We start from the raw sequence: 12,663 nt of genomic DNA on the forward strand, positions 1-12,663 counted from the left end.
AGCGGATTCCGCTGGCCAAAGGCCCCGTGTTGCGGTTTGCCGTCAGTCGGCCCGCGCACGCGTGTTCCGGCCCCGCCAACGGCAAGCACGTTCCTCACGACGCCTCCTATGACTGCCTCGAACGCTTCCTCCCCGGCGACGCTCTCGCTCGCCCGTCCCGACGACTGGCACCTGCACCTGCGAGACGGCGACATGCTGGCCGCCGTGCTGCCGCACACCGCGCGCCAGTTCGGCCGCGCGATCGTCATGCCGAACCTGAAGCCGCCGGTGACGACCACCGCGCAGGCGCAGGCCTATCGCGAGCGCATCCTCGCCGCGCTGCCGGCCGGGATGACGTTCGAACCGCTGATGACGCTGTACCTGACCGACAACACGCCGCCCGACGAGATCCGCCGCGCGCGCGAAAGCGGCTTCGTGCACGGCGTGAAGCTGTATCCGGCCGGTGCGACGACGAATTCCGACCACGGTGTCACCGATCTCGCGAAATGCGCGAAGACGCTCGAGGCGATGCAGGAAACCGGCATGCCGCTGCTCGTGCACGGCGAGGTGACCGACGCATCGATCGACCTGTTCGACCGCGAGAAGGTCTTCATCGACCGCGTGATGACGCCGCTGCGCCGCGATTTCCCGGGCCTGAAGGTCGTGTTCGAACACATCACGACGAAGGACGCGGCCGACTACGTGCGCGACGCCGATGCGGCGCCCGGCCTGCTCGGCGCGACGATCACCGCGCATCACCTGCTGTACAACCGCAATGCGCTGTTCGTCGGCGGGATTCGCCCGCATTACTACTGCCTGCCGGTGCTGAAGCGCGAGACGCATCGCGTCGCGCTGGTCGAGGCCGCGACGTCGGGCAACCCGCGCTTCTTCCTCGGAACCGACAGCGCGCCGCATGCGCGCGACGCGAAGGAAACCGCGTGCGGCTGCGCGGGTTGCTATACGGCGCTGCATGCGCTCGAACTGTATGCGGAAGCGTTCGACCACGCCGGTGCGCTCGACAAGCTGGAAGGTTTCGCGAGCTTCTTCGGCGCCGATTTCTACGGGCTGCCGCGCAGCGCCGAGACGGTCACGCTGCGTCGCGAGGCGTGGGAGTTGCCGCGCGAGATCTTCGCGGGCGATACGCCCGTCGTGCCGCTGCGCGGCGGCGAGACGATCGGCTGGAAACTGGCGTGACCTTCGCGCCGCCGCGCGAACCTGGCCAGGCGGCCGGTAGCGGGGCGGCGGATTTTGCGCGGATCGACTGGTCCGTGCCGTGGCTCGCGCCGTACGCGGGCCCCGGCCGCGTTGTACAGGCGGCCGCGAGGGCGGGCGAGGCCGCGCTGCTCGACGCGCTGAACGGCACCCTGGGCGATACCGGGCCCGACGGCCCGCGCACCAGCGGCCGTGGCCGGCCGCTGCGGTTCGTGCCGCAGGCAGCATTGCCGCCCGGCGTCGCGTACGAGACCCATATCGCGGAGACGGGCGGTGTCCCGACCCGCCACAATCTGCACGACTTCTTCAACGCGCTCGTCTGGTTCGCGTATCCGCGCGTCAAGGCCGCACTGAACGCGCGCCAGGCCGCGGCGATCGACGCGGCGGGCGGGGTCGGCCCCGTGCGCGGCACGTTGCGCGACGCGCTCACGCTGTTCGACGAGAACGCCGCGTTGTTCGTGACGGCCGACCGTGCGCTCGCCGACGCGCTGCGCGGGTTCGACTGGCCGCGGCTGCTGGTCGCCGCGCGCGATGCGTGGGGCACGCGCTGCGAGGCGCGGCTGGTCGGCCATGCGCTGCTCGAGAAACTCGTCGCGCCTTACAAATCCTGCACCGCGCACACGTGGATCGTCGAAGTGGGCGCCGACTATTTTTCGTGGCCCGACACGCAACGCATTGCGCATGTCGACGCCCGTGTCGCCGCGGAACTCGCGACGCGCGCGCTGACGAGCCGCGATTTCGCGCCGCTTCCGGTGCTCGGCGTGCCGGGCTGGTGCGATGCGAATGTCGAGCCCGCGTTCTACGACGATCCGGCCGTATTTCGCAGCGGCCGCCGCTCGCGCGCTGCCGGCGGCGGCGCGCAGTGCTAGAATGCGCGTCGCAAAGCAGGCCAGGCAGTCGCGGCCTCGCCGCCTTCGGGCGCGCGGGGGCGAGGAAAGTCCGGACTCCACAGGGCAGGGTGATGGCTAACGGCCATCCGTGGCGACACGCGGAACAGGGCAACAGAAAGCAAACCGCCGATGGCCCGGCGCAAGCCGGGATCAGGTAAGGGTGAAACGGTGCGGTAAGAGCGCACCGCGGCGACGGCGACGTTCGCCGGCACGGTAACCTCCACCCGGAGCAATTCCAAGTAGGCAGGCGCGCGTCTTCGGATGCAGGACGGGGCCCCCGTCTCGTCTGCGGGTAGGAAGCTTGAGCGCGTCAGCAATGGCGCGCCTAGAGGAATGGCTGCCACGCGTTGCGTGCTTCGGCGCGCAGCGTGCACAGAATCCGGCTTATCGGCCTGCTTTGCCGTTCGAATGCGAAAGGGCCGGCGTCTCCCAATGGAGCGCCGGCCCTTTTTTCATGTGTGCTCGCCGTGCGGTCAGCCGGCGACGATGTCGAACGAATGCGTGAGTTCGGCCGTCTTCGCGATCATGATCGACGCGGAGCAATACTTGTCGTGCGACAGGTTGATCGCGCGTTCGACCGTGGCCGGGTTCAGGTTGCGGCCGGTGACGGTGAAGTGGAAGTGCACTTTCGTGAACACCTTCGGGTCTTCGCTCGCGCGTTCGGCCTTCAGTGTGACCGAGCAGCCGCTGACTTCCTGGCGGCTCTTCTTCAGAATCAGCACGACGTCATAGGCCGTGCAGCCGCCGGTGCCGAGCAGCACCATCTCCATCGGGCGCGGCGCGAGGTTGTGACCGCCGCCTTCGGGCGCGCCGTCCATCGCGACGAGGTGGCCGCTGCCGGTCTCGGCGGAAAACGCCATGCCGTCCTGACCCATCCAGCTTACTTTGCATTCCATGCTTGCACTCCAGCGTTGCCTGATTCGGATTCGATCCGGCATTGTAGCCCGCGGCGCAACGACCGGCTGATGCGGTGCACGACGCGCAACGCGGGCACCGCGCGAGCGGCGCCCCGGACAGCCAATTCCCCTCGGGACTTAGGGGTTTTGCTCTAGACGAGGGCGGCTCCTGATCGTGCTTTCCGGAATCAGGCCATTGATTTCAAAGAGAAAAGTCGTGATTCAAACGCGCCGCATTAAATTTCATATTGTGGCGTTTGATTTCGCAATGCAAATTTTCTTGTGGAGTCGACGACGCGTTCGTATAATGAGCCTCATTGGTTGTCGCGCTGCGGCAACCTCCGAATGTCTCCTCCACCCTCCTCCTATGGTGGATTAAGCCCGAACCAGCCGTTCGGGCTTTTTTTCGTCCCATGCAAACATCGGCGCGCGGTTTGCGCGCACCGACAGGGTTACGCGGGTTGCCTTGCGGCAGGTTGCGAGGTCGCGTCGGGCGGCGTGCCGCGCGGGCGCGCATCGGGCGCCGGCGCATGGACGGCCGATGCATGGCCGTGCCCGCGTGCGCAGAAGTGGCGGACGCGTTCGCGCACCGCGCGCAGGCGGGCGACGCGATCCTCGGCATGCGCGGCACGGGCTTCGGCAAGGCGTGTATCGAGGGCTTCGAGCTTGGCTTCGCAGTCGGCGCGGGCGGCGACGGCAGGTGCTGCGGCGGCCAGCATCACGGCCGCGAGGAAGGGTGTAAGTCGTTGATTCATCATGCTTGTTTGTTGTTTTCCGTGTTCGGCCGGTCTGGCGCGGCAAGGTCATGTGCCGCGTGTCGATGGGTGCCTCCCCGGGCGCTCGGTTCGCCTGGCTTGTCGGGGCACGACCGGATTTTGGCCCATTTCGGCCGCTGTGGACACGGGGAGCGGATTCCCTTTGACCGCGTTGCGGTATTTCCTTTATAATTCAGGGCTTTTCCGCATTCATGCCCACGGAAAAAGAACAGGGAGAGCCTGCACCGCGCCTCGAAGCGCACACAGACAAGCAGGAAGAACACATCGGGCAAAGCAATTTTTTTGGATCGATCATGAAGACGTTTTCCGCAAAAGCCCATGAGGTGACGCGCGAATGGTACGTGATTGACGCGACGGATAAGGTTCTCGGCCGTGTTGCCAGCGAAGTGGCACGCCGTCTGCGCGGCAAGCACAAGCCTGAGTTCACCCCGCACGTCGACACTGGTGATTTCATCATCATCATCAACGCGAGCAAGTTGAAGGTCACGGGCAACAAGACTCTGGACAAGAAGTACTACCGTCACTCGGGCTACCCGGGCGGTATCTATGAAACGACGTTCGGCAAGATGCAGGAACGCTTCCCGGGCCGCGCGCTCGAGAAGGCGGTCAAGGGCATGCTGCCGAAGGGCCCGCTCGGTTACGCGATGATCAAGAAGCTGAAGGTCTACGCAGAAGCGACGCATCCGCACTCGGCTCAACAGCCGAAGGCGCTCGAGATCTAAGGGGACCCACATGATCGGTAACTGGAACTACGGTACGGGCCGCCGCAAGAGCGCAGTCGCACGTGTCTTCATCAAGGCTGGCAAGGGCGACATCATCGTCAACGGCAAGCCCATCGCTGACTACTTCTCGCGCGAAACGTCGCTGATGATCGTGCGTCAACCGCTGGAACTCACGAACCACGGCCAGACGTTCGACATCAAGGTGAACGTGAACGGCGGCGGCGAAACGGGTCAGGCAGGTGCAGTGCGCCACGGCATCACCCGTGCACTGATCGACTACGATGCGACGCTGAAGCCGTCGCTGTCGAACGCAGGCTTCGTCACGCGCGATGCACGTGAAGTCGAGCGTAAGAAGGTCGGTCTGCGCAAGGCACGCCGCGCCAAGCAGTTCTCGAAGCGTTAATTCCGCTTCATGGCCGCGCCGCTTCCGGGCGGCGTCCGCCGGAAAAACCGCCAGCTTTTGCGCTGGCGGTTTTTTTATGCCCGTTTCCAGGCGCGTGCTGCCGCGGCCTGCGCATGCGTGTTTGATGAAATCGACAAGAACCTATTGATTTCATGGACTTCAGCACGATCTTCTGATCGGCCCTACAATAGCGGCTAAAGCTTTTTGGAGAGTTCGCAATGAACGCTGTTACCGAATCCGCAGCAACGACGGCCGAAATGCCGGTTCCGTTCGTCTTCACCGACGCCGCAGCCGACAAGGTCAAGCAACTGATCGACGAAGAGGGCAATCCCGACCTGAAGCTGCGCGTGTTCGTGCAGGGCGGTGGCTGCTCCGGCTTCCAGTACGGCTTCACGTTCGACGAGGAAGTCAACGAGGACGACACCGTGATGAACAAGAACGGCGTCCAGCTCCTGATCGACTCGATGAGCTACCAGTACCTGGTCGGCGCCGAGATCGACTACAAGGACGACCTCAACGGCGCCCAGTTCGTGATCAAGAACCCGAACGCGACCACCACCTGCGGGTGCGGCTCGTCGTTCTCGGTCTGAGCGCACGACAGATCCACGCCGGTTCGCCGGAATGAAAAACGGGGCATCATGCCCCGTTTTTTGTGCCCGTTTTCCATGCGGCGCTCGCCGCGCGGCCGGCGTCGCGTCAGCGCGGATAGAGCGCGCCGAGCACGCGGTTGCCGGCCGCACCGGTGACCGTCGCGAGATTGCCGGGCTGGCGCGCGGTGAAACGGTACGCGAGCCACGCGAACGCGAGTGCCTCGACCTGCTGAGGCGGCACGCCGAGTGCCGCCGTCGTATCGACCGTGGCCGGCACGCCGGCCTCGCGCAGCGCGTGCCGGAGCGCATCGAGCAGCACCGGATTGCGTGCGCCGCCGCCGCATACGAACACGGCCTTGCAGCCCGCTGCATGCTGTGCGATCTCGCGCGCGACCGAAACGGCAGTGAGCGCGGTGAGGGTGGCCTGCACGTCCTGCGGCGCGACGTGTGAGAACGTGGTGAGCTTCGCGTCGAGCCAGGCGGGATTGAACAGGTCGCGCCCGGTGCTTTTCGGCGGCGGTGCGGCGAAATAGGGCTCGTCGAGCAGCGCGTCGAGCAGCGCTGCATGGACGGTGCCGCGCGCCGCGAACTTGCCGCCGTCGTCGTACGGCTTGCCGAGATGGCGGGTCGCCCATTCGTCGAGCAGCGCATTCGCGGGGCCGCAGTCGAAACCGCGCACGTCGCCGCCTTCGCCGGGCAGGATCGTGATGTTGCTGATCCCGCCGAGATTGCAAACGACGCGCGTCTCGCCCGCTGCGCCGAACACCGTTGCATGGAAGGCCGGCGCGAGCGGTGCCCCGTGGCCGCCTGCCGCGACGTCGCGGCTGCGGAAATCGGCGATCACGTCGACCTGGGCCAGCTCGGCGAGCAGTGCCGGGTTGTTGATCTGCCGCGTATAACCGCGCTCGGGGCGATGGCGCACGGTCTGGCCGTGCACGCCGATCGCGCGGATCTCGTCGCGCGACAGCCCGGCCGTGCGCTGCAATTCGTGGCAGCACACCGCATAGCGCGCGACCAGCGCGTTCGCGGCGAGCGATTCGCGGTCGATCTCGTCGTCGCCGGGCTGCTGCAGCGCGAACAGCACGTCGCGCAGCGATTGCGCGAAGCCGACGAACGCTTCCGTGAGCACGACCGGCGCCTTGCCGGCCTCGAAACGCACGGCGACGCCATCGACGCCATCCATGCTGGTTCCCGACATCAGCCCGAAGTAGATGCCGTCGGCCGGATGGGCGTTTTGCGGCTGTCGTTGCGGCACGTTGGGTTCTCCTGGATCGTGCGGCGCGGGCCGGTGCCGCGCGCCTTGCGCCCGATTATCCGCGCAACGCGGCGCGCCGTTAAGCGATGGGCGCGCAAGTTATGGGAAAATCCCTGTTTTTGCGACATTCTTCCTGGCACCGATGAGCACCGAACCCAGTTCCAAGCCTGTTTTCCCGATCACCGACGAAGTCCGGCATGCGCTCGCCGTCACGAAGCGCGGCGTCGACGAACTGCTGATCGAGGAAGAGTTCGCGCAGAAGCTCGCGCGCAGCGCGGCCACGGGCACGCCGCTTCGCATCAAGCTCGGCCTCGACCCGACCGCACCCGACATCCACATCGGCCACACCGTCGTGCTGAACAAGATGCGTCAGCTGCAGGACCTCGGCCACACGGTGATCTTCCTGATCGGCGATTTCACGTCGCTGATCGGCGATCCGTCGGGCCGCAACGCGACGCGCCCGCCGCTCACGCGCGAGCAGATCGAGTCGAACGCGAAGACCTATTTCGAGCAGGCCGCGCTCGTGCTCGATCGCGCGAAGACCGAGATCCGCTACAACAGCGAATGGTCGATGCCGCTCGGCGCGGACGGGATGATCAAGCTCGCATCGCGCTACACGGTTGCGCGGATCCTCGAACGCGAGGATTTCACGAAGCGCTTCCAGGGCGGCGTGCCGATCTCGATCCACGAATTCCTGTACCCGCTGATGCAAGGCTACGATTCGGTCGCGCTGAACGCCGATCTCGAGCTGGGCGGCACCGACCAGAAGTTCAACCTGCTGGTCGGCCGCGAGCTGCAGAAGCAGTACGGCCAGGAACAGCAGTGCATTCTCACGATGCCGCTGCTCGAAGGCCTCGACGGCGTCGAGAAGATGTCGAAGTCGAAGGGCAACTACGTCGGCATCAGCGAGAAGCCGACCGACATGTTCGGCAAGCTGATGAGCATCTCGGACACGCTGATGTGGCGTTACTTCGAACTGCTGTCGTTCCGCGGCCTCGACGAGATCGCCGGCTTCAAGCGCGAGGCCGAAGGCGGCCGCAACCCGCGCGACTTCAAGGTGCTGCTCGCGCAGGAAATCGTCGCGCGGTTCCACTCGCAGGCCGACGCCGAACGTGCGCTCGAGGACTTCAACCACCGCGCGAAGGGCGGCGTGCCGGACGACATCCCGTCGGTCACGCTCGCGGGCGCACCGCTCGCGATCGGCCAGCTGCTGAAGCAGGCGGGCCTCGTGCCGTCGACGAGCGAAGCGCTGCGCAATATCGAGCAGGGCGGCGTGAAGATCGACGGCGCGACCGTGTCGGACAAGGGCCTGAAGGTCGAAGCCGGCGAGTTCGTCGTTCAGGTCGGCAAGCGCCGCTTCGCGCGCGTCACGCTGACCGCATGATCGCGCTGATCCAGCGCGTGAAGCGCGCCGACGTGCGCGTCGGCGACCGCACGACGGGCGAGATCGGCGCGGGCCTGCTCGCGCTCGTCTGCGCGGAGCGCGGCGACACCGATGCAGCGGCCGACAAGCTGCTCGCGAAAATGCTCGGCTACCGCGTGTTCAGCGATGCCGCCGGCAAGATGAACCTGCCGGTGTCGAATATCGACGGCGAGGGCCGCGCAGGCGGCCTGCTGCTCGTGTCGCAGTTCACGCTGGCGGCCGATACCAACAGCGGGCTGCGTCCGAGCTTCACGCCGGCCGCGCCGCCCGACGAAGGCGCGCGGCTCTTCGACTATTTCGTCGCGGCCGCGCGTGCGCGCCATCCGGTCGTCGAGACGGGCGAGTTCGGCGCCGACATGCAGGTGTCGCTCGTCAACGACGGCCCCGTGACATTCTGGCTGCAAGTGCGGCCCTGATTCTTTGCCGGAGACGCCCCGCGATGGCCACCACGCAGATTCTTTTCATCCGCCATGGCGAGACGGCCTGGAACCGCATCAAGCGCATCCAGGGTCATATCGACATCCCGCTGGCCGACACGGGGCTCGCGCAGGCCCAAAAGCTGGCCGCGCGGCTCGCACGCGACGCGCGTGACGGTGCACGGATCGACGCGGTTTATTCGAGCGACCTGATGCGCGCGCAACAGACCGCGCAGCCCTTCGCCGATGCGCTCGGGTTGCCGCTGCTGCTGCGGGAGGGGCTGCGGGAACGCTCGTACGGCGCATTCCAGGGGCACGACAGTACCGAGATCGAGGCGTTGTTTCCGGACGCATACGCGGCGTGGCAGACGCGCGATCCGGGTTTCGCGCCGGAAGGCGGCGAGTCGCAGCGCGAGTTCTATCACCGCGTGCTGCACGCGCTCGAGCCGATCGTGGCCGCGCACCCGGGCGGCCGGATCGCGTGTGTCGCGCACGGCGGCGTGCTCGACAGCGTGTACCGGTTTGCAAACGGCATCGAACTGTCGGCGCCCCGCAATTATCAGCTGCTCAACACGAGCATCAACGTCGTCGATTACGTGGATGGCCGCGCGCAGGTCGTGCAGTGGGCCGACGTCTCGCACCTCGACGCCGCAAGCGACGACGACGGGTACCGCAAGGTGCTCTGAACCGGCAGGCCCCGTCCGCCATGGCCGGCCGGGGCTTCCTTCCTGCGTGGCGCTCGCCGCTTACTGCGGCAGCGCGTGGCGGGTCTTGTAGTCGAGCGCGTACGCGATCTTGCCGGGCTTGTCCGCCGCGATCGGCTGGCGCAGCTTGTCGAATTCCCCCTTGTTGTATTTCTTCCCGCCGTTGATCGCGTCCGCGCGCCCGAGGTCGGCGCCCGTCTTGCCGTCGATCACGGGGTCCGTGGCCGCGACCATGCGCGCAGACGCATTCCAGACCGCGTTCAGGTAGCCCGTGTCGGCCTTTGCCGGATCGGGATCGGTTGCGCCGGCGCGCGTCAGGTCGTAGCCGTCGAGCGAGAACGTGCCCGGTTGCGCGCGCAGCCAGTCGGCCCAGTAGAACTCGAGGTAGTCGGTGGCTTGTGGGGGCTTGCTGTAGGCGATGTCGCGCGTGAAATAGACGAGCGAGCGGTAGCGGTCGTTCGTCATCCCGAGTTTCAGGCCGAGCCCGGTCGGCAGTTGGGCGGCCGTGATCGGCTTGCCTTCACCGTTCTTGAGGCGCAGATAACCGCGGCTCTGCATCTGCTGCCAGAACGCGTCGCCCGAGTAGTCGCTGAGGTTGTCCTTGACGACGACGTGCACGTGCAGCGCCGGGCCGCCGTCGGGCGTCTCGTAGTAGGTCGACAGGCCGTGGTGGCCGTCGGTCAGGTACAGCGCATCGCCGTTCGGGCCGATCACGACCGGGTTCAGCACCGACCGGTCGCGGGCGTTCGCGTCGGTCGTCTTGCACGCGTAGCTGGCGGGATCGCGCAGCACCGACCTGGCCGTGTAGCCCGCCGAAGCGACACCGCCGAGGCCTTCGTCCGCACAGAAGTCGTCGAATTTCTTGTCGGGCTGCAGTTCGTAGCGGCCGAGCTTGTAGTAGATCTGGTCGTAACCGATTGCACCCTGCGTCGGATGGAGGTCGCCGAGCGTCACGTCGATCAGGTCGCCCGCACGGGCAGCCTTCCACTTGCCCGGTTGCGGCGTGACGGTGGCGGGCGGCGCCGGGGCAGGCGCGGTCGGGGTGCCGCCGGACGGCGTTTGCGCGTCCGAACGCGCGACGGCGGCGACATCGTCGCCTCCACAGGCGCCGAGGGCGAGGACGGCGGACAGGCTGGCGGCGAGGGCGAAACGGATCGGCAGGCGTGGCATCGCGGGTATCGGGTGTCGGTCGGATTGGCGGAACACCGTGCGGGTCACGGACAGGCGGGACGGACGGCGCGTGCGACCGTGCGCGGGTGCAAGCCCGTCAGCTTGTCACAGGTATTTGACAGCAAATTGAAATGACGGGAAGCAGCGGATCGTCAGGTGGACGAGGCGCCGTCGGGCGGTGCTGCCGTCGCGCGGCGGCGCGCACGCTTTGACGCGCCGTTCACGAGCGCCCAGCGCAGCACGGGCGCGACGACCCGTATGCCGGGCCGGACCACCGCGCGCCGCAGCGGCGCGAACGTCGACACGCCGAGCATGCGCTGCGCCCACGGCGGCAGCAGGTCGATTCCGGCATGCATCACCAGTGACGCGGCCGGCCGCAGCACCGGCTTCGCGACCGGCACGTTCAGCAGGATGGACATCACGTCGAACGTACGCGGCCCGGCCTCGAGTTCGGGCTGCATGCGTGCGAGATACGCGGCCACCTCGGCACGCGAACGGGGAACCTCGTGTGCGCCGAGCAGTTCGGCGACCAGTGCCGTCTCGGCGTAGTAGCGATCCTGCAATTCGCCCGGCAGCGCCGGATTCACGTAGCGCAGATGCGCGGCGAGGAAACTCGATACTTCCGCGACGTGCACCCAGGTCAGCAACGCCGGATCGTCGGCGCGATACGGCCGGCCGTCCGGTGCGGTGCCCGATATGTGCGCGTGGATCGATTTCACGCGCTCGATCAGTGCGAGTGCGTCCGCGCGACTGCCGAAGGTCGTACCGGTGATGAACGTGGCGGTGCGCCGCAAGCGACCCAGGATGTCGGTGCGAAACGACGAGTGATCCCAGACGCCCGCGAGGGCGAGCGGATGGAGCGCCTGCAGCAGCAGTGCGGCGATGCCGCCTGTCATCATCGACGTGAAGTCGGCATGCACGCGCCAGCAGACGGCGTCGGGGCCGAACAGCCCCGGGTCTCCGGGCGGAGAGGAGAGGTCGAGCGACGGGCCGCCGCCGCCCGCCGTCAGGTGCGTGACGCCGGCCACGAGCCGCTTGCGGATCGGCTCGGCCCAGCGCGGGCCCGGTGCGGGTGCGGCGGTGTGGCGGCTGGGCGGCGTCGTCATGGCGGGTGCGGCTCGGGCGACGGGTTACTTCCCGTCGGGGGTATCCCACTCGCCGCGTTCGGTGCGGCCGGCGTCGGGCACGGAAAGCCCGAAGTGGCGATACGTGAGCAGCGTCGCGACGCGCCCGCGCGGCGTGCGCTGCAGGAAGCCCTGCTGGATCAGGTAGGGCTCGAGTACGTCCTCGATCGTGTCGCGCTCTTCGCCGATCGCCGCCGCGAGGTTGTCGATACCGACCGGGCCGCCGTCGAACTTGTACAGGATCGCCTCGAGCAGCTTGCGGTCCATCAGGTCGAAGCCGACCGGATCGACGTCGAGCATCGCGAGCGCGGCATCGGCGACGGCCGCGGTGATCTGGCCGTCGGCCTTCACTTCCGCGAAGTCGCGCACGCGTCGCAGCAGCCGGTTCGCAATCCGCGGCGTGCCGCGCGAGCGCTTCGCGATTTCCAGCGCGCCGTTCGGATCGATCTGCGCGTTCAGCAGCGATGCCGAGCGCCGCACGATGCGCGACAGTTGATCGGCGTCGTAGAACTCGAGGCGTGCGACGATCCCGAAACGGTCGCGCAGCGGGTTGGTCAGCATCCCGGCGCGGGTGGTGGCGCCGACCAGCGTGAACGGCTGCAGGTCGAGCTTCACGCTGCGCGCGGCCGGGCCTTCGCCGATCATGATGTCGATCTGGTAATCCTCGAGTGCCGGATACAGGATTTCCTCGACGACCGGCGACAGCCGGTGGATTTCGTCGATGAACAGCACGTCGTTCGCCTCGAGGTTCGTCAGCAGCGCGGCGAGATCGCCCGCGCGCTCGAGCACGGGGCCGGACGTCTGGCGCAGGTTCACGCCCATCTCCCGCGCGATGATGTGCGCGAGCGTCGTCTTGCCGAGGCCCGGCGGCCCGAACAGCAGCACGTGGTCGAGCGGCTCGGAGCGGCGCTTGGCGGCTTCGATGAAGATCTCGAGCTGGCCGCGCACCTTTTCCTGGCCGACGTAGTCGTCGAGCTGGCGCGGCCGCAGCGCACGTTCGAACACCTCCTCGTGCGACGAGGCGGGCGTGGCGGCGATGATCCGCTGCTCGGTGGCGAGTTTGTCGGTTTCAATCATGCGGCCATTGTACCGCGCGCCGCACT

Annotated in this window: 14 protein-coding genes and 1 other RNA gene; 9 read left to right on the forward strand and 6 right to left on the reverse strand. The window is 67.2% G+C overall.

The features are described 5' to 3' along the window. Positions 1-108: 108 nt before the first annotated feature. The 3 genes from pyrC (at position 109) to rnpB (ending at position 2,484) form a co-directional block, all read left to right on the forward strand. Complete coding sequence (gene pyrC, locus APZ15_RS06950; protein ID WP_027788369.1) at positions 109-1,173, forward strand: dihydroorotase; 1,065 nt, start codon at positions 109-111, stop codon at positions 1,171-1,173. Continuing rightward, positions 1,170-2,060, forward strand: coding sequence for a DUF3025 domain-containing protein (locus APZ15_RS06955; RefSeq protein WP_027788368.1), 891 nt, complete (start codon positions 1,170-1,172; stop codon positions 2,058-2,060). Before pyrC ends, APZ15_RS06955 begins: the two co-directional genes overlap by 4 nt. 12 nt (positions 2,061-2,072) lie before the next feature. Beyond that, positions 2,073-2,484: RNase P RNA component class A (gene rnpB, locus APZ15_RS17500), an RNA gene on the forward strand. A gap of 70 nt (positions 2,485-2,554) precedes the next feature. Here rnpB and APZ15_RS06960 read toward each other — a convergent pair. Together APZ15_RS06960 and APZ15_RS06965 are read right to left on the reverse strand one after the other, a co-directional pair. Beyond that, positions 2,555-3,019: an OsmC family protein gene (locus APZ15_RS06960; protein WP_027788367.1), complete on the reverse strand. Its 465-nt coding sequence runs from the start codon at positions 3,017-3,019 to the stop codon at positions 2,555-2,557. Positions 3,020-3,429: 410 nt separating this feature from the next. Further along, positions 3,430-3,735, reverse strand: coding sequence for a DUF1090 family protein (locus APZ15_RS06965; RefSeq protein WP_027788366.1), 306 nt, complete (start codon positions 3,733-3,735; stop codon positions 3,430-3,432). A 311-nt stretch (positions 3,736-4,046) separates the two neighbouring features. On the opposite strand from APZ15_RS06965, the gene rplM reads away from it, so the two are divergent. From rplM to erpA, 3 genes are all read left to right on the forward strand, one after another. Further along, positions 4,047-4,475, forward strand: coding sequence for a 50S ribosomal protein L13 (gene rplM / locus APZ15_RS06970; protein WP_009687896.1), 429 nt, complete (start codon positions 4,047-4,049; stop codon positions 4,473-4,475). A 10-nt stretch (positions 4,476-4,485) separates the two neighbouring features. Beyond that, entirely contained in the window at positions 4,486-4,878 is a 393-nt protein-coding gene (gene rpsI, locus APZ15_RS06975) for a 30S ribosomal protein S9 (protein ID WP_011883283.1), read from the forward strand. A gap of 218 nt (positions 4,879-5,096) precedes the next feature. Then, positions 5,097-5,468 (forward strand): iron-sulfur cluster insertion protein ErpA, encoded by a 372-nt coding sequence (gene erpA / locus APZ15_RS06980; protein ID WP_006751888.1) that lies wholly within the window; start codon positions 5,097-5,099, stop codon positions 5,466-5,468. Between the two features lie 106 nt (positions 5,469-5,574). Here erpA and APZ15_RS06985 read toward each other — a convergent pair whose 3' ends face one another. Beyond that, positions 5,575-6,723, reverse strand: coding sequence for an anhydro-N-acetylmuramic acid kinase (locus APZ15_RS06985; protein ID WP_027788365.1), 1,149 nt, complete (start codon positions 6,721-6,723; stop codon positions 5,575-5,577). Positions 6,724-6,865: 142 nt separating this feature from the next. On the opposite strand from APZ15_RS06985, the gene tyrS reads away from it, so the two are divergent. The 3 genes from tyrS to APZ15_RS07000 are packed head-to-tail and all read left to right on the forward strand — an operon-like array spanning position 6,866 to position 9,248. Next, positions 6,866-8,107, forward strand: coding sequence for a tyrosine--tRNA ligase (tyrS, locus tag APZ15_RS06990; RefSeq protein WP_021163702.1), 1,242 nt, complete (start codon positions 6,866-6,868; stop codon positions 8,105-8,107). Beyond that, positions 8,104-8,562: a D-aminoacyl-tRNA deacylase gene (gene dtd / locus APZ15_RS06995; protein ID WP_011350959.1), complete on the forward strand. Its 459-nt coding sequence runs from the start codon at positions 8,104-8,106 to the stop codon at positions 8,560-8,562. The genes tyrS and dtd overlap by 4 nt, the downstream gene beginning before the upstream one ends. A 23-nt stretch (positions 8,563-8,585) precedes the next feature. After that, positions 8,586-9,248: a histidine phosphatase family protein gene (locus APZ15_RS07000; protein ID WP_027788364.1), complete on the forward strand. Its 663-nt coding sequence runs from the start codon at positions 8,586-8,588 to the stop codon at positions 9,246-9,248. Positions 9,249-9,308: 60 nt separating this feature from the next. Here APZ15_RS07000 and APZ15_RS07005 read toward each other — a convergent pair whose 3' ends face one another. From APZ15_RS07005 to ruvB, 3 genes are all read right to left on the reverse strand, one after another. Then, on the reverse strand, positions 9,309-10,436 hold the full coding sequence (locus APZ15_RS07005; protein WP_027788363.1) for a ParB/Srx family N-terminal domain-containing protein: 1,128 nt from the start codon (positions 10,434-10,436) through the stop codon (positions 9,309-9,311). A gap of 152 nt (positions 10,437-10,588) precedes the next feature. After that, positions 10,589-11,542, reverse strand: coding sequence for an oxygenase MpaB family protein (locus APZ15_RS07010; RefSeq protein WP_027788362.1), 954 nt, complete (start codon positions 11,540-11,542; stop codon positions 10,589-10,591). A gap of 24 nt (positions 11,543-11,566) precedes the next feature. Next, positions 11,567-12,637, reverse strand: a complete 1,071-nt coding sequence (gene ruvB, locus APZ15_RS07015) for a Holliday junction branch migration DNA helicase RuvB (RefSeq protein WP_021162489.1) — start codon at positions 12,635-12,637, stop codon at positions 11,567-11,569. Between the last annotated feature and the right edge of the window lie 26 nt (positions 12,638-12,663).

This window comes from Burkholderia cepacia ATCC 25416 (genome assembly GCF_001411495.1).
Taxonomy (GTDB): Bacteria; Pseudomonadota; Gammaproteobacteria; order Burkholderiales; family Burkholderiaceae; genus Burkholderia; species Burkholderia cepacia.